Consider the following 14,770-nt stretch of genomic DNA (forward strand, 5'->3'; position numbering starts at 1 on the left):
GGCCGGTTCAGGGCTTGCGGCCCTGCACCGCGTTGGCCGTGGCCTTCAGCACGATGGGTCCGTTGCCGGCGATGCCGGCCTGCCGGCGCGCGCCTTCGCTCACCCGCTGCAAATCGGCCGGCGGCAGGGTCGCGAACAGGTCGCGCAGCCGCGGGCTGGCCTGGGCGCTGCGCCAGTAGTCGTCGAAGCTGTCGAAACGGCGGCTGACCTCGAAGCGGCGGCTGTGCACCGCCACCAGCCCGGCCTGGCGCCACAGGTCCTCGGAGGCGGGCAGGGCCGCGGCCCAGGCGCTGGGCGGCTGCTGCGTGGCATGGCCTTCAGCCTGTACCGCATCGAGGATGGGCTGCAGCGGGAAGCCGCCGCCGGCCAGGTCCCAGTGGTAGGCGGCCACCGTGCCGCCGGGCCGCACCACCCGCGCCATCTCGCGCACGCCGCGCGCCGGATCGGGCAGGAAGAACAGCACCAGCGCCATCACGGCGGCATCCACGCTGTCGTCGTCCAGCGGCAGGGCCTGTGCATCGCCTTGCAGGAAGCGAACGGCCGCGGTGGCCGGGCGCTGGCGCGCGAAGGCCAGCTGCGCCGCCGAGGGGTCGATGCCGACCACCGATGCCGGCCTGCCATGCAGCACCAGCGGCTCGGTGAAGGCGCCGTTGCCGCAGCCCGCATCGAGCCAGTCCAGGCCGTGCGGCAGCGCCAGCCAGTCGAGGAAGGGTTGCGCCACCTGTGCGCTCCAGCGCCCCATCATCAGCTCGTAGGCCGCGCCGTCGTTGAAGACCAGGCCGCCCGAAGCAGGCGCGGCATCCGGTGTGCGGGACATGGTCACCTCCGGGGGATGGCCGGGCCGGCCAGGCTGCGTTCTGGCGAGCTTACGGCGATTCGGTGGCCGGCCGCGCTCAGACCCGCACCGCCCCCGCCTCCCGCACCGCCGCCACCGTCGGCCAGCCGTTGACGGCCATCAGCAGGTCGGCCTCGGCCAGCAGGCAGCGCAGCACGTGGGCCGCGCCGTCGGCGCCATCCAGCGCCAGGCCGTAGGCATAGGGCCGGCCCACGCCCACCATGCGGGCGCCCAGGGCCAGGGCCTTCACCACGTCGGTGCCCGATCGCACGCCGGAGTCGAACAGCACCGGCACGCTGCCCGCGGCCTGCACCACTGCCGGCAGCATGTCGATGGCCGCGATGCCGCCGTTGGCCTGCCGGCCGCCGTGGTTGCTGCAGTAGATGGCGTCGGCGCCGGCATCCACCGCGCGACGTGCATCGTCGGGGTGGCAGATGCCCTTGAGCACGATGGGCAGCTTGGTCAGGCTCTTCAGCCAGGGCATGTCGGCCCAGGTGAGAACGCGGCCGAAGGTCTTGGCCCAGGCGCGCACCGCGGCGGCCGGGTCTTCCTGCGGCGGCTTGTCCAGCAGCTGGCGGAAGGCGGGGTCGCTGAAGTAATTGCTCAGCACATGGCCGCGCAGCTGCGGGAAGTTGGCGGTGTTCAGGTCGCGCGGCCGCCAGCCGGTCACCCAGGTGTCCAGCGTCACCACGATGGCGCGGTAGCCTGCGGCCTCGGCCCGCCGCACCAGGCTGGCGGCCAGGGCTTCGTCCTTCGGCGTGTAGAGCTGGAAGAAGCCGGGCTGCTCGCCCAGCGTCTGCGCCACGGCCTCCAGCGGATCGTTGGTCAGCGTGCTCAGGCACAGCGGCACACCGGTGGCCACGCTGGCGCGGGCCGCAGCCAGGTCGCCATGCTGGTCCTGCGTGCACAGGCCGGTGACGCCGATGGGCGCCATGAACAGCGGCGTGGGATACCGCTGGCCGAACAGTTCGACGGACAGGTCGCGCGCCGCGCTGTCCACCATCATGCGCGGCACCATGCCCCAGTGGCCGAAGGCCTCCGCATTGCGGCGCTGGGTGAGTTCATCGCCGCAGCCGCCCTGCACGTAGTTGAGCAGCGAAGGTGTCATCGCGGCCGTGGCGCGTGCCTCCAGCGTGGCGAAGTCGGTGGGCACCTTGGGCAGCACGCCGGCCAGGCCGGCGCCGTAGATGGCGTTCTGGAAGTCTCCGTAGTGGGGCATGCGTACTCCTTGTTCTCATGCGCCGCCCCATCCTAATGGGGGGGCCGGCCCCGGCCCGGGCGCAGGGCTTGCCGCATCGGGCGCACGGGCATGTGCCCGTTACAGCACGTGACGCTTGATGCACCCGCCGGGCAAACCGAATGCTGCCTGGCGCGTTCATACAGGCATTACTCATGAATCGAGGAGTTGCCATGTCCACCAACGCCCTGCCCGAGACCACCCCGGTGCGCTCCCACCGCCGCCGCTCCAGTGACCGCACCGTGGTGGCCATCGTGGGCGGTGCGCTGCTCATCGCCACCCTGGCCGCCGGTGCCGGTTGGGCCTTGCGCGGCGCTTCGCAGCCCGAGCTGGTGGCCGGCAGCAGCCAGGTCATGTCGCCGCCGGCGGCGATGAACACCGCGCCGGACGACCGGCCGCAGCCGATGGTGCCGCCGTCGCCGCCCAGCCTGGCGCAGCAGCCCGAGGACAAGCCCGCGCCGGTGCGCACCGAGCGTGCGCCGGTGGCCCGCCAGAGCGCGCCGGCGCCAGTGGTGGCGCAGGCACCGCAGCCGGTGGAGCGCGTGGCGCCCGCGGTGTGCGAGACCTGCGGCGTGGTGCAGAGCGTGCGCGCCGTGCAGCGCAAGGGCGACGCGCAAGGCGTGGGCGCGGTGGCCGGCGGCGTGCTGGGCGCGGTGCTGGGCAACCAGGTGGGCGGCGGCAATGGCCGCACCGCGATGACGGTGCTGGGCGCCGTGGGCGGCGGCGTGGCCGGCAACGAGGTGGAAAAGCGCATGCGGGCCGAGACGGTGTACGAAGTGCGCGTGCGCATGGACAACGGCGGCACCCGCACCATCACCCAGCGCACGGCGCCGGCCGAGGGCGCACGGGTGCGGGTGGACGGGGACGGCGTTCGCCCCATCAACTGATCGGCGTACGGCGCGGCGCGGGCTGCGCCCACGCGCGGCGCCGGAGTCTTCCGACAGGCCCGGTGCGAGGGCGTGGTTAGCCTGAGGTTCCATTCAAGAACCTTAGGAAACACCTGACCATGCCAACGCCTGACACACACGGCCAACCCAATCCGCTGGTGAATGCGGTCTCCAATGCCGTGGCCGCGCTGCGAGCCGACGACGACATGCTGGACCTGGCCGAGGCGCATGAGTCGCTGCAGCCCAAGGCCATCGAGAAGCTGAGCGTAGCCGAGGCCCGCCAGCAACCCACCATCGCCGATGCGGTGCGCACGCTGCTGCAGCGGGAAGGCCGTTCGGCCGCGCCCGAGCTGTTGGTGCCGGGCGTGCGCACCACCGACATCCAGGTGGACGGCGCCGCGGGCCCGCTGCCGGCCACGGTCTACACGCCGCAGGGCAATGGCCCGCTGCCGGTGGTGCTGTACTTCCATGGCGGCGGCTGGGTGATCGCCAACCGCCATGTGTACGACGGCGGCGCACGCGGCCTGAGCGCACAGGCCGGCGCCATCGTGGTGTCGGTGGACTACCGGCAGGCACCGGAGCACCGCTTTCCTGCGGCCTGGGACGACGCGCTGGCCGCCTGGCGCTGGCTCACGCTGAATGCCGGGCAGCTCGGCGGCGATCCCGCGCGCCTGGCCCTGGCCGGCGAGAGTGCCGGCGGCAACCTGGCGGTGGCTACCGCTGTGGCCGCCCGCGATGCAGGCCTGCCGGCGCCGCGGCATGTGGTGTCGGTGTATCCGGTGGCGCAGACCAGCCTGAACACCGAGTCGTACATCGAGAACGCGATCGCCAAGCCGCTGAACCGCGCGATGGTGAAGTGGTTCGTCGACCACCTGGTCAACAACGAGAACGAACTGCAGGACACCCGCCTGCAGCTGATCGACGCCGACCTGACCCGGCTGCCGCCGGTGACGATCATCAATGCCCGGTTGGACCCGCTGCGCAGCGACGGCGCCAAGCTGGAAGACGCGCTGCGCGCCGCTGGCAATGCGGTGGAGCGGCGCGAATACGAAGGCGTGGCGCACGAATTCTTCGGCGCCGCCGCGGTGCTGCACAAGGCCCGCGAAGCACAGGCCTATGCGGGCGAGCGCCTGCGTCAGGCCTGGGCGGGCGATGCGGGCGTAGCGGCGGCGGTAGGGGGCTGAGCGACTGGTGGTGGCGGAGGTACGCGGCTTGCCGTCGCTGGGCGCACGGGCGCCCCTGCCCGCTGAAAGGCCAACCGATGAAGCCATTTCTTGCCACCACCTTCGTGATGCTGTCCGCCAGCAGCTTTGCCGCGCAGGCGGGTGACGTGTACCTGGGTGCCGGCCTGCCGGGCATCACGCTGGGCTATGCCCATCCGCTGGACGAGCGGTTCACGCTGCGTGCGGACGTGACGACGCTGGGCCGCATCGACTACGACCGCAGCGACGACGGCGTGGACTACGACGGCCGGGTGAAGGTGGACCGCCTGGCCTTCTTCGGCGACTGGTACGTGCACCGCAACTTCCGCCTCACCGCCGGGCTGACCGTCAACGATGCCCGCGCCCGCCTCACCGGCCGCGCCGACGGCACCACCATCACCATCGGCGACCGCCAGTACGTGGCCGGCCCCGACGACCGGCTGGACGTGCGGGTGAAGTACCCCACCGTCATGCCCTACATGGGCATCGGCTTCGGCCGCCCGCCGCAGGCGGTGGGCGGCTGGGGCTTCATGGTCGACCTCGGCCTGGCCTTCGGCAAGCCCAAGGTGACCGGCGGCGTCAGCGGGCCGCTGTTGAGCGCCACCGTGCCGCGGGAGGACGTCGAGCGCGAGCTCGACGACATCCGCGACGACGTGGAACGCCTGCGCGGCATTCCACAGATCGGCGTCAGCGTGGTCTACCGCTTCTGATCGCGGCGGCGACGGCGCCAGCCGATGCCGCCGAGCACCGCTGCGCCGGCCAGCAGCATCGCGGCCGAGCCGGGCTCGGGCACCGCGGCCACCGCCGAGGTCAGCTGGTAGGCGCCGCCCGCGCTACCGAAGGCCAGGCCCGTTACCAGGTAGTAGTAGCGGCCCTGGCCCACGGTGGCCTGCATGCTCAGCTCGCCGGTGGTGCCGTCGAAGTTGCTCATCGTGCCGCCCACCAGGTCCTCGTCGCCGCTTTCCGGCGTGCCGTCGGGGTCGGCATACAGGCCGTAGCTGCCGCCGATGATCGAGTACACCGCATTGCCGCCGAGCATCAGCTCGTTGGCCACCGCGGTGCTGGCAATCTGCCAGCTGCCGGCGTCCAGGCTGAAGGAATACGTGTCCACGAAGAAGCTGCCTTCGGGGCCGGGGTTGTGCTGGGCCAGGCGGGCCGGGCCGTGGGTGCCCCAGTCGAGCGCCAGGTCCACCGCCTGCGCGGTGGTGGCGCCCAGGGCCGCCGCGGCGGCAAGGGCGACCGTGGCCAGGCGGCGGGTGGCTTGTCTAGACAGGTTCATGAAGTCTCCTCGTTGGATGGGGATGCCGGTGGTCAGGGAATCTGCGATTGCGCGGCCTCGCGCTGCAGCTTCAGGCCGTCCGCCGGCGTGAGGAAGCGGTCGCGCACCAGGCGGTTGACGCTGCCCTTGATCTGGTTCACGTAGTCGCCATGGCTGGTGTAGAGCTGGTTCAGCCGCGCTTCGTCGAACGGGATCTCGTGGCCCGCGATGAAGCAGAAGCTGGCACCGGTGGAGGCACCGTTCCAGGTGCTGGTGGGCACGTCCACGAACGGGCTGCGCAGGCCGCCCGTCACGTTGCCGAAGACGTCCAGCACCGGCTTGCCCTCGGCCACGGTGATGGGCTCGGCCTTGGGCGGCGGCAGGCCGCGGCGCAGCCACAGGTCCATGTTCTGGAACACCGCGTTGAAGTGGATGCTGGAAGGGAAGCGGCTGCGTGGCCCTTCGTTGCACGACATCGGCGGCACGGTGCGGCCGGCCTTGACGATGTCCTCCGGCTTGGCGGCGCTGTACAGCTCGTCGGGCGTGGCGTGGCCCATGCCGGCGGCCTCGTAGTGGCGGAACTGGTCGCCCGGCGCGTCGCTGTCGGGGCGGCGGGAGGCGATGCCCGTCAGGTAGTCCGACTGCGACATGATGTGGATGATGGGCACGCCCACGTTGTTGAACTGCCGGCGCGGGTCGGGTACCGGCGGCGCCGGGTTGCACTGGTTGATGGGGTACAGCCCCGCGAAGGCACCGCCGGCCACGGCCACGATGTAGGCGTCGTACAGCGGGCGGCCGCCGTTGCGCGCCGTCTCGCGCGGGTGGATGCCGTTGATGTAGTTGTAGAGGTAGCCGCCGGTCTGCGAATAGCCGAAGCCGATCAGGTGCTTGAGCTGGAAGCCGGCCGCCGCACGCAGCGGGTTGCTGTTGTCCTGGCTCTTCAGCCAGGCGCCGGTCTGGCTGATGATGTCCCAGGCCAGGCCGTTCTCGGTAGTGCGCGACGAATCGGCGGGCACCGTGGCGCAATTGCGCGGGTCGTCCAGCGGCAGCGGGTTGGCGAAGTTCAGTGCGCCGTAGCGCACCGGGTCGAAGTTCTTCAACGCCACCACCGACACCGGCTTGACCGTCACGCCCACCCACACGTCGCCATTGCGCACGAAGTGCTCGCCCGACAGGCCCCAGCCGATGTTCAGGTCGAACAGGTTGCTGGGGTTCAGCGGCTCCACGATCACGTTGCCGCTGAACTTCTTCGGGCTGATGGGCCGGCGCACCAGCACGCGGGTGGTGTAGGGCGCATCGGCCGTGCGCACCACGGCCGGCCCGGGGGCGGGCCATTCGTACACGTTGGCCTGGCCGCTGATCAGGTACTCCTCCTCCACGTAGCCCAGCTTGGCCAGGTCCTGCGGCCGCAGCGTGTGCGCGGCGCCGCCGAAGGGATGGGATTGCGCCGTGCTGGCGATGGGGCCGGTGACGCTGGGCACCGGCGTGGCCGCCTGTGCGGACGCGGCGGCCAAGGCGGTGAGCAATGCGGCGGCCGCGGTGGCCGTGGCCGCCCGCGCTGGCCGAGCTGAGGGAGTGGGTCCTGGCATCTTCGTCTCCGTTCGTTGTTGTTACTACTGCTTTCGAAACCCGCCAAACGAACGTTCGTTTTCATTCGTTTTGGGGTCGATGGTTTGTAGTCACCAACGACACGGACCGCAAGGCCGTGTTTTCCTGGGTGCACTGTCGCGCGGGCGACGCTGTGCCTTTGCGCCGGATCGGTTGACAGACCAGCGCGCGGGCCGCGCTTTATCGCCGCAGGGGGCGTGCCTACAGTGCCGTCACCGCGCCGCCCGCGCGACGAGAGCGATGACATGAGCGAGAACACCTCGATGCCGCATCAGCCGGCGCCCTTGCAGGACGTGCTGGACATGCTGCGGGCCGGCCTGTGGGTGAAGGCCCACGACATGGTGCAGCGCGACGCGTCGGACCTGGCGGCCTGGCTGCACGGCATCCTGCACGTGCAGGAAGGCGACCTGGAAGACGCCGAGCACTGGTACGGCCGGGCCGGCCGCAAGTTCCGCGAGCGCGGATCGCTGGCGCAGGAATTGGCCTTGTTCGAATCCTGTCTGGCGACCACCCGCCAGCCCCTGCATGGAGACCTTTGAAATGCGTACACCTCATCAGATCGTGGCGGACCACTACGCCGCTTCAGCCCGGGGCGATGTCGCCGCCATGATGGCGGAGGTGGCGCCCGACGTGCAGTGGACCGAGATGGCCGGCTTCCCGTGTGCGGGCACCCATGTCGGGCCGGACCAGGTGGTGGAGCAGGTGTTCCGGGTGCTGGGCCGTGATTGGGAAGACTACCGCTTCGAGCTCGAAACCCTGCTCGACGCCGGCCCGCATGTCGTCGGCGTGGGCCGCTACCGCGGCCGGCATCGCGCCACCGGCAAGATGCTGGACGCCCGCGTGGCGCATGTGTGGGAGGTGCGTGGCGGCCTGGTGCGCCGCTTCGAGCAGTTCACCGACACGCTGCTGGTGGCGCAGGCCATGGCCTGAGCGCGGCGCCGTCGGCGCCGCCCGGGCAGTCAGGTTCTCAGCCCTTCGCCACCGTGCCGGCGGGCGAGGCCGCGGCCGTGGCCGCGCCTTGCGTGGTGTGCACCTGCCGCTCCATGGGCGTGTCCTCGGCCACCAGCTGCGCCACCGACGACGTGGGCCGCACCTGGCCGCGGCGCGAGCCGAACTCGTGCGAGTACACCCAGGTCAGCTCCGCGCCCATCAGGAAGATCTGCGCCGAGTAGTACACCCACACCAGCAGCACCACGATGGAGCTGGCCGCGCCGAAGCCGGACACCACGCCGCTCTTGCCGATGTACAGGCCGATCAGCAGCTTGCCGACGGAGAACAGCAGCGCGGTGATGGCTGCGCCGACCCACACGTCATGCCACTGGATGCGCACCCGCGGCATGAACTTGTAGATCATCGCGAAGGCCACCGTCACCACGCCGAAGCTGATGACGAAGTTGATGATCTGGCCGATGGCCTCGTAGCCGGCCGGCGCCGTCCACGAGCCCCAGGCCGACACCGCGGCATTGATGGCCAACGACACCAGCAGCAGGAAGCCGATCGCCAGCACCATGCCGAAGGACAGCACCCGCGCGCGGATCAGCGACCACACGCCGCTGCTCTGCGGCCGGGCCGGCGCGCGCCAGATGCGGTCCAGGTCGTTCTGCAGCTCGGCGAACACGGTGGTGGCGCCGATGCCCAGCACCACCATGCCGATCAAGGTGCCCAGGATGCCCTTGGAGGGCTGGCTCATGCTCTGCACCAGGCCTTCGACGGCGGCGGCGCCGTCGTTGCCCATCATGCCGCGCAGCTGTTCGAAGATCTGGCCGCGCGCGGCCTCGGCATCGAACACCAGGCTCACGATGGCCAGCACGATGAGCAGCAGCGGCGCCACCGAGAACAGCGTGTAGTAGGCCAGCGCCGCGCCCATGCTCGACGCGTTGTCGTCCACCCAGGCGTTGACCGAGTCCTTGACCAGCTTGACCACCCGGCTCGTCAGCGAGGCGGGCTTGTCGACCGGCGGCGGCACCTGCGCGCCGGCTTCCTGTGCGCTGGGGCTGGCGCGGCCGGCGGCCACCCGCATGGGATCGGTGATCGGTGGACTGTGCAGGGTGTGGGACGTGGGGGCCATGGTGCTTCCTCGCGGGGGCGAACGGGTCTGGGCGATCATCCGTGTGCACCGCGGCGCAGCAAGGGTGCGCCGCCCCGTCCGCTTGTGGGCATCGGCCGACAAGCGGCTGCTGGTGCTACACCGCGAAGCGCCAGCCGCGTGCCTCCGGCCAGGCCGGGGGCGACTCGGTGGCGGGCTGCTGCAGCACCCGCTGCAGGATGCGCGATTCATGCTGCGCGAAGGCTGCATCGCCATGCCGGCGCGGGCGCGGCAGCGTGATGCGCTGGTCCAGCGTCACATGCTGGTCCTCGATCAGCAGCACCCGGTCGGCCAGGGCCACCGCTTCCGCCACGTCGTGCGTGACCAGCAGCGCGGTGAAGCCGTGGCGCAGCCACAGCGATTCGATCAGCCGGTGCATCTCGATGCGGGTGAGCGCATCCAGCGCGCCCAGCGGTTCGTCCAGCAGCAGCAGCCGCGGCGCATGCACCAGCGCACGGGCCAGGGCCACGCGCTGGCGCTGGCCGCCGGACAGCACCGCCGGCCATTCATGCGCCCGGTCGGCCAGGCCCACCTGGGCCAGAGCCTCCAGCGCGCGGTCGCGGGCATCGGGGCCGGCCAGGCCCAGCGAGATGTTGTCCAGCACCCGCTTCCAGGGCAGCAGCCGCGCATCCTGGAACATGATGCGGATGGCGGCCTGGTGCGCGGCCAGCGGGCCCGCACCGGCCGCCTCGGCCGCCTGCGCCGTGATGAGCCCGCTGCTGGGCTGCTCCAGCTGCGCCAGCATGCGCAGCAGCGTGCTCTTGCCGCAGCCGCTGCGGCCGACGATGGCCACGAACTCGCCGGGGCGGATGTCCAGGTCGATCTGCGCCAGCACGCTGCGCTCGCCATAGCGCTTGGCCACGCCGCGCAGGGCCACGGCCAGGCCTCGGTCGGGCGCAGGCGTGCCGCGGCGCAGCGGCTGCGCATCGGCTGGCGGAGTGGCCGGCGGCCGGCGCGGCAGGCCGGCATCCAGCGCGGCCGTGCCTTCGACGTCGAACAGGAAGGGATGCATCATCGTGGTCGTCCGCATGGTGGGGGTTCAGGCGCTCTGGTAGCCGGGGTGCCAGCGCAGCCACCAGCGCTCCAGGCCCTTGGCCAGCAGGTCGGCCAGCTTGCCCAGCAGCGCATACAGCAGGATGCCCACCAGCACCACGTCGGTCTGCAGGAACTCGCGGGCGTTCATCGTCAGGTAGCCGATGCCGGCCTGGGCCGAGATGGTCTCGGCCACGATCAGCAGCACCCAGGTCAGGCCCAGGCTGAAGCGCACGCCCACCAGGATGGACGGCAGCGCGCCGGGCAGGATCACCTGTCTATACAACTGCCAGCCGCCCAGGCCGTAGCTGCGCGCCATCTCGATCAGGCCCTTGTCCACCGAGCGGATGCCGTGGAAGGTGTTGAGGTAGATGGGGAAGAACACGCCCAGCGCCACCAGGAACAGCTTGGCCGTCTCGTCGATGCCGAACCACAGGATCACCAGCGGAATGAGCGCCAGCGCCGGGATGTTGCGCACCATCTGCAGCGTGCTGTCCAGCAGCGTCTCGGCGGCCTTGAAGCTGCCGGTGAACAGGCCCAGCAGCAGCCCCAGCCCGCCGCCGATGGCGAAGCCGGCCGCGGCGCGGCGGGTGCTCACCGCCACATGGGTCCACAGCTCGCCGGAGGCGGCCAGCGTCCAGAAGGCCTTGACCACCGCCAGCGGCTCGGGCAGCACCCGGGTGGACAGCCAGCCCAGCGTGGAGGCGGCCTGCCAGCCCAGGATCACCAGCACCGGCACCAGCCAGGGCGCCAGGCGGCGCAGGGATTGGCGTGCGTTGTCCATCATCAGCTCGCAGACACCGCGCGCGGCACGATGCCGTTGGCCACGATCTCGCCGAAGGGCCCGGTGAGCTGCGGCTGCACCAGCTTGTCGCGCACTTTCAGCGGCAGCAGGGGGAACACCAGCTCGGCGAAGCGGTAGGCCTCCTCCAGGTGCGGATAACCCGAAATGACGAAGTACTCCAGGCCCAGCTCCGCGTATTCGTTGATGAGGTTCGCCACCTGCTGCGGATTGCCCACCAGCGCGGTGCCGGCGCCGCCGCGCACCAGGCCCACGCCGGCCCACAGGTGCGGATGCACCTCCAGGCCCTTGCGGATGTCGTGCGGATCGAAGCGGCCGCCATGCAACGCCGCCATGCGGCGCTGGCCCTCGCTGTCCATGCTGGCGAACTTCTTCTGCGCCGCGGCCACGGTGGCCGGGTCCAGGTGCTTGACCAGGTCGCGCGCGGCGGCCCAGGCTTCTTCCTCCGTCTCGCGCACGATCACATGCAGCCGGATGCCGTAGCTAAGCGTGCGGCCGTGGCGGGCGGCGCGCTCGCGGATGTCGGCCACCTTGGCCGCCACCCGCGGCCGGCGGCTCGCCCCAGGTGAGGTAGGTGTCCAGCTGGCGCGCGGCCAGTTCGTGCGCCTCGGGCGACGAGCCGCCGAAGAACAGCGGCGGGTACGGCGCCTGCACCGGCGGGTAGAGGATCTTGGCGCCCTTGACCCGCAGGTGCCTGCCTTCATGGTCGTAGGGCGTGCCGTCATGGCTGCGGCTGAGCACCTCGCGCCAGATGGTGAGGAACTCGCTGGACAGCTCATAGCGCTCGGCATGCGGCAGGAACAGGCCGTCGCCTTCCAGCTCCTCCGCATCGCCGCCGGTCACCAGGTTGAGCAGCAGCCGGCCGCCCGACAGGCGGTCGAAGGTGGCGGCGATGCGGGCCTGCTGCACCGGCGTCATCAGCCCCGGGCGCAGTGCCACCAGGAACTTGAGCCGGCGCGTGGCGTCGATCAGGCTGGAAGCCACCGTCCACGGGTCTTCGCAGGAGCGGCCGGTGGGGATGAGCACGCCTTCGTAGCCCAGCGTGTCGGCGGCCACCGCCACCTGCTTGAAGTAGTTGAAGTCGGCCTGCCGGCCGCCCTGGGCGGTGCCCAGGTAGCGGCTGTCGCCATGGGTGGGGATGAACCAGAGGATCTTGAGTGTCATGGGGTTGCTTTCTCAGCGGGCAGCCAGCGTGGCGCCGCCGGGCTGCCAGACGATGTCGGCCACGCGGATGCGCTGCGGGATCAGGCCCAGCTCGGCGAAGGCATCGGCCACCTTCTGCTGCTCGGCCACCACGGCCGGCGTGAGCGGGGCCACCGGCGCCGGGTTGCGCCGCTCGATCACGCGGTGCACCGTGGCCAGGCCCAGGCCGGAGAAGTCGGCAAAGCGCTGCGCCGCCTCCTTCTTGTTGGCATGCAGCCAGCGGTCGGTTTCGGTCAGCGCCGCGAACAGTGCCTTCAGCACCGGCTCGCGCTGCGTCAGCGGTTGCGAGGCGAGGAAGAAGCTGTGGTTGGCCGTCAGGCCCTGGCTGGTGGCCAGCACCTGCACGTTGCCGCCGATCTCGGCCGCGGCGTAATACGGGTCCCAGATGGCCCAGGCATCCACCGCACCCTTTTCGAAGGCCGCGCGGGCATCTGCGGGCGGCAGGTACACCGGCTGGATGTCGCGCCACTGCAGGCCGCCACGGCGCACCGCCTGCACCAGCAGGTAATGCGCACTGGAGCCCTTCTGCAGCGCGACGCGCCGGCCCTTCAGGTCGGCCAGCGTCTTCAGGCCGGCGGCGGGGCGGGCCAGCAGCGCGCTGGTCAGCGGCTTGGGCGGCTCCGCGCCCACGTACCACAGCGGCTTGCCGGCGGCCTGCGCGAACACCGGCGGCGAATCGCCCACGCCGCCGAAGTCCACGCTGCCCACGGCCAGCGCTTCCAGCAGCTGCGGGCCGGCCGGGAACTCGATCCAGCTCACCGGCACGCCGGGCAGGTGCTTGTCCAGCAGGCCCAGGCTCTTCAGCAGCACCAGGTTGATCGAGCCCTTCTGGAAGCCGATGCGCAGCGGCGCGGCCTGGGCCAGCGCGGGCAGGCCGGCGCCCAGCAGCAGGCCGGTGGCCACCAGCTGGCGGCGGGTGAGGGTGTGTCGGGTCATCGTGTGCTCCGGGGTGGGCCGGCTCAGTTGGCGGCGGCCGGCAGCGCATCGGTGATGCGCAGCGGCTTGGGAATCAGCTTCAGCGCATGGAACACGTCGGCGATCTTCTGCTGCTCGGCCGCCACCGCGGGCGTCACCGGCAGCACGCCGAACTGGTTGCGCTGCAGCGCGCGTTCCACCACCGGCACGTCCAGGCCCTGGATGGGCGCGATCAGCTGCGCGGCGCGGGCGGTGTTGGCCTTCAGCCAGCGGCCCTGTTCCACGCTGTCGTCGAACAGCACGCGGATGACCTGCGGCTTCTTCTGCGCATAGCTGCGCTCCGCCAGGTAGTACGCATAGTTGTTCACCAGGCCGCGGCCATCGGCCAGCACGCGGGCACCGGTCTGCTGCTCCACCGCCGCCAGGAAGGGGTCCCAGATCACCCAGGCATCCACCGCGCCCTTCTCGAAGGCGGCGCGGGCGTCGGCCGGCGGCAGGAACACGGGCTGGATGTCGGTGTAGGCCAGGCCCGCCTTCTCCAGCGCGCGCACCAGCAGGTAGTGCACGTTGCTGCCCTTGTTGAGCGCCACCTTCTTGCCGCGCAGGTCGGCCACGCTGCGGATGGCCGAGTCCTTGGGCACCACGATGGCCTCGGCCTCCGGCGCGGCGGGGTCGTTGCCCACGTACACGAAGCTGGCGCCGGCGGCCTGGGCGAAGATCGGCGGCGCCTCGCCCACGTAGCCCACGTCGATGGAGCCGACGTTCAGGCCCTCCAGCAGCTGCGGGCCGGCCGGGAATTCCACCCACTTCACGCCCACGCCCAGCGGCGCCAGCTTCTTCTCCAGCGTGCCCTGGGCTTTCTGCAGGGTAAGCAGGCTGGCCGATTTCTGGAAGCCGATGCGCAGCAGTTCCTGCGGCTGCGCGGCGGCGCTGCCCATCGTGAAGGCGAGCGCGGCGGCCAGGGCCACGCGGTGGAGGTGGCGTCGTTGAACGGTCATGGCGAGCTTGTCTGGACAGGTGGAGGGATCAGGCCGCTTCGCGCAGCAGGGCCTGCGCCGGCGCGCGGCTGGCCAGCAGCGCCTGCGCCTGCTGCACGGCTTCGGCGATGCGGGCCTGCAGCCCGGCGCCGGTGAGCACGTAGCCGTCGAAGTCGGCCTCGGCGGCATACACCGCCGACGGCACCGTGAGTGCGCGGAAGAAGCCGAACAGCGGCCGCAGCTGGTGGTCCACCACCAGCGCATGGCGGTCGCTGCCGCCGTTGGCGGCCAGCAGCACCGGCCGGCCCACCAGGGCGTCGGGCGCCAGCAGGTCGAACAGGTGCTTGAACAGGCCGGTATACGAGCCCTTGTAGACCGGCGTCACCGCCACCAGCAGGTCGGCCGTCTCGATGGCGCGCAGCGCCGCCGCGGCCTCGTCCGGCAGGCCCTTGGGCGACAGCGCGGGCCCGATCTGCGGCGCCAGCTTCCAGACCTCGACCACCTGCAGGGTGACGGGCAGCGCCGCGGCCAGCGCGTCGCCGATGGCCTGGGCCAGCACCTTGGTGCGGGAGACGTCACCGGTGTTGCCGACGACGATGGTGATGCGGTGGGGTGTGCTCATGGGCCGCAAGGCTAGGCAGCTTGCGGCGTCGGGCCAACGAAGGTTTGTGCAGGTCGATCCTTGCGCAGCGTGTTTAGCACGCCGGCAGCGCATCCAGTGGCGGACG

Annotated in this window: 15 protein-coding genes and 1 pseudogene; 5 read left to right on the top strand and 11 right to left on the bottom strand. The window is 71.3% G+C overall.

Annotation, left to right across the window (positions count from 1 at the left end):
• Positions 1-7: 7 nt before the first annotated feature.
• Together LRS14_RS28670 and LRS14_RS28675 are read right to left on the bottom strand one after the other, a co-directional pair.
• Positions 8-817 (bottom strand): class I SAM-dependent methyltransferase, encoded by an 810-nt coding sequence (locus tag LRS14_RS28670; protein WP_257802009.1) that lies wholly within the window; start codon positions 815-817, stop codon positions 8-10.
• A 76-nt stretch (positions 818-893) separates the two neighbouring features.
• The gene (locus tag LRS14_RS28675; RefSeq protein WP_257802010.1) at positions 894-2,054 is read right to left on the bottom strand and encodes an alpha-hydroxy-acid oxidizing protein; all 1,161 of its coding nucleotides are present in this window, start codon (positions 2,052-2,054) and stop codon (positions 894-896) included.
• Between the two features lie 191 nt (positions 2,055-2,245).
• Between LRS14_RS28675 and LRS14_RS28680 the strand changes: the two genes are divergently transcribed.
• From LRS14_RS28680 to LRS14_RS28690, 3 genes are all read left to right on the top strand, one after another.
• Positions 2,246-2,959 (top strand): glycine zipper 2TM domain-containing protein, encoded by a 714-nt coding sequence (locus LRS14_RS28680; RefSeq protein ID WP_257802011.1) that lies wholly within the window; start codon positions 2,246-2,248, stop codon positions 2,957-2,959.
• 119 nt (positions 2,960-3,078) lie between these two features.
• Entirely contained in the window at positions 3,079-4,143 is a 1,065-nt protein-coding gene (locus tag LRS14_RS28685) for an alpha/beta hydrolase (protein ID WP_257802012.1), read from the top strand.
• 77 nt (positions 4,144-4,220) lie between these two features.
• Positions 4,221-4,871, top strand: a complete 651-nt coding sequence (locus LRS14_RS28690) for a hypothetical protein (RefSeq protein ID WP_257802013.1) — start codon at positions 4,221-4,223, stop codon at positions 4,869-4,871.
• Here the strand turns inward: LRS14_RS28690 and LRS14_RS28695 are convergent.
• Together LRS14_RS28695 and LRS14_RS28700 are read right to left on the bottom strand one after the other, a co-directional pair.
• The gene (locus LRS14_RS28695; protein WP_257802014.1) at positions 4,859-5,440 is read right to left on the bottom strand and encodes an FxDxF family PEP-CTERM protein; all 582 of its coding nucleotides are present in this window, start codon (positions 5,438-5,440) and stop codon (positions 4,859-4,861) included. The genes LRS14_RS28690 and LRS14_RS28695 overlap by 13 nt on opposite strands.
• Positions 5,441-5,472: 32 nt before the next feature.
• Positions 5,473-7,008, bottom strand: coding sequence for an alpha/beta hydrolase domain-containing protein (locus LRS14_RS28700; protein ID WP_257802015.1), 1,536 nt, complete (start codon positions 7,006-7,008; stop codon positions 5,473-5,475).
• Positions 7,009-7,272: 264 nt separating this feature from the next.
• On the opposite strand from LRS14_RS28700, the gene LRS14_RS28705 reads away from it, so the two are divergent.
• Both LRS14_RS28705 and LRS14_RS28710 read left to right on the top strand, forming a co-directional pair.
• On the top strand, positions 7,273-7,566 hold the full coding sequence (locus LRS14_RS28705; protein WP_257802016.1) for a hypothetical protein: 294 nt from the start codon (positions 7,273-7,275) through the stop codon (positions 7,564-7,566).
• Position 7,567: 1 nt separating this feature from the next.
• Positions 7,568-7,957, top strand: a complete 390-nt coding sequence (locus LRS14_RS28710; protein WP_257802017.1) for a nuclear transport factor 2 family protein — start codon at positions 7,568-7,570, stop codon at positions 7,955-7,957.
• Positions 7,958-7,994: 37 nt separating this feature from the next.
• Here LRS14_RS28710 and LRS14_RS28715 read toward each other — a convergent pair whose 3' ends face one another.
• The 7 genes and pseudogenes from LRS14_RS28715 to msuE form a co-directional block, all read right to left on the bottom strand.
• On the bottom strand, positions 7,995-9,095 hold the full coding sequence (locus LRS14_RS28715) for a YihY/virulence factor BrkB family protein (RefSeq protein ID WP_232315390.1): 1,101 nt from the start codon (positions 9,093-9,095) through the stop codon (positions 7,995-7,997).
• Positions 9,096-9,210: 115 nt separating this feature from the next.
• On the bottom strand, positions 9,211-10,143 hold the full coding sequence (locus LRS14_RS28720) for an ATP-binding cassette domain-containing protein (protein WP_257802019.1): 933 nt from the start codon (positions 10,141-10,143) through the stop codon (positions 9,211-9,213).
• Positions 10,144-10,152: 9 nt separating this feature from the next.
• Positions 10,153-10,929 carry an aliphatic sulfonate ABC transporter permease SsuC gene (gene ssuC / locus LRS14_RS28725; RefSeq protein WP_257802020.1) on the bottom strand — a complete coding sequence of 259 codons (777 nt, stop codon included), beginning with the start codon at positions 10,927-10,929 and terminating at the stop codon, positions 10,153-10,155.
• Between the two features lie 2 nt (positions 10,930-10,931).
• A pseudogene (gene ssuD, locus LRS14_RS28730) lies at positions 10,932-12,111 on the bottom strand (FMNH2-dependent alkanesulfonate monooxygenase).
• A 12-nt stretch (positions 12,112-12,123) separates the two neighbouring features.
• Positions 12,124-13,086 (bottom strand): aliphatic sulfonate ABC transporter substrate-binding protein, encoded by a 963-nt coding sequence (locus LRS14_RS28735; protein ID WP_046113985.1) that lies wholly within the window; start codon positions 13,084-13,086, stop codon positions 12,124-12,126.
• A 23-nt stretch (positions 13,087-13,109) separates the two neighbouring features.
• Positions 13,110-14,063 (bottom strand): sulfonate ABC transporter substrate-binding protein, encoded by a 954-nt coding sequence (locus tag LRS14_RS28740; RefSeq protein WP_257802021.1) that lies wholly within the window; start codon positions 14,061-14,063, stop codon positions 13,110-13,112.
• A gap of 28 nt (positions 14,064-14,091) precedes the next feature.
• Positions 14,092-14,664 (bottom strand): FMN reductase, encoded by a 573-nt coding sequence (msuE, locus tag LRS14_RS28745; protein WP_046113983.1) that lies wholly within the window; start codon positions 14,662-14,664, stop codon positions 14,092-14,094.
• Positions 14,665-14,770 lie beyond the last annotated feature (106 nt).

Source organism: Aquincola sp. J276 (genome assembly GCF_024700035.1).
In the GTDB taxonomy this organism is placed as follows: Bacteria; Pseudomonadota; Gammaproteobacteria; order Burkholderiales; family Burkholderiaceae_C; genus Aquincola; species Aquincola tertiaricarbonis.

Bases quoted from the DNA above. Each gene is read 5' to 3' on its own strand.
- LRS14_RS28710 (WP_257802017.1), top strand. From the start codon at position 7,568: ATGCGTACACCTCATCAGATCGTGGCGGACCACTACGCCGCTTCAGCC.
- LRS14_RS28690 (WP_257802013.1), top strand. From the start codon at position 4,221: ATGAAGCCATTTCTTGCCACCACCTTCGTGATGCTGTCCGCCAGCAGC.
- LRS14_RS28675 (WP_257802010.1), bottom strand. From the start codon at position 2,054: ATGCCCCACTACGGAGACTTCCAGAACGCCATCTACGGCGCCGGCCTG.
- LRS14_RS28720 (WP_257802019.1), bottom strand. From the start codon at position 10,143: ATGCGGACGACCACGATGATGCATCCCTTCCTGTTCGACGTCGAAGGC.
- LRS14_RS28695 (WP_257802014.1), bottom strand. From the start codon at position 5,440: ATGAACCTGTCTAGACAAGCCACCCGCCGCCTGGCCACGGTCGCCCTT.
- LRS14_RS28740 (WP_257802021.1), bottom strand. From the start codon at position 14,063: ATGACCGTTCAACGACGCCACCTCCACCGCGTGGCCCTGGCCGCCGCG.
- msuE (WP_046113983.1), bottom strand. From the start codon at position 14,664: ATGAGCACACCCCACCGCATCACCATCGTCGTCGGCAACACCGGTGAC.
- LRS14_RS28705 (WP_257802016.1), top strand. From the start codon at position 7,273: ATGAGCGAGAACACCTCGATGCCGCATCAGCCGGCGCCCTTGCAGGAC.
- LRS14_RS28735 (WP_046113985.1), bottom strand. From the start codon at position 13,086: ATGACCCGACACACCCTCACCCGCCGCCAGCTGGTGGCCACCGGCCTG.
- LRS14_RS28715 (WP_232315390.1), bottom strand. From the start codon at position 9,095: ATGGCCCCCACGTCCCACACCCTGCACAGTCCACCGATCACCGATCCC.
- LRS14_RS28680 (WP_257802011.1), top strand. From the start codon at position 2,246: ATGTCCACCAACGCCCTGCCCGAGACCACCCCGGTGCGCTCCCACCGC.
- LRS14_RS28670 (WP_257802009.1), bottom strand. From the start codon at position 817: ATGTCCCGCACACCGGATGCCGCGCCTGCTTCGGGCGGCCTGGTCTTC.
- LRS14_RS28685 (WP_257802012.1), top strand. From the start codon at position 3,079: ATGCCAACGCCTGACACACACGGCCAACCCAATCCGCTGGTGAATGCG.
- LRS14_RS28700 (WP_257802015.1), bottom strand. From the start codon at position 7,008: ATGCCAGGACCCACTCCCTCAGCTCGGCCAGCGCGGGCGGCCACGGCC.
- ssuC (WP_257802020.1), bottom strand. From the start codon at position 10,929: ATGGACAACGCACGCCAATCCCTGCGCCGCCTGGCGCCCTGGCTGGTG.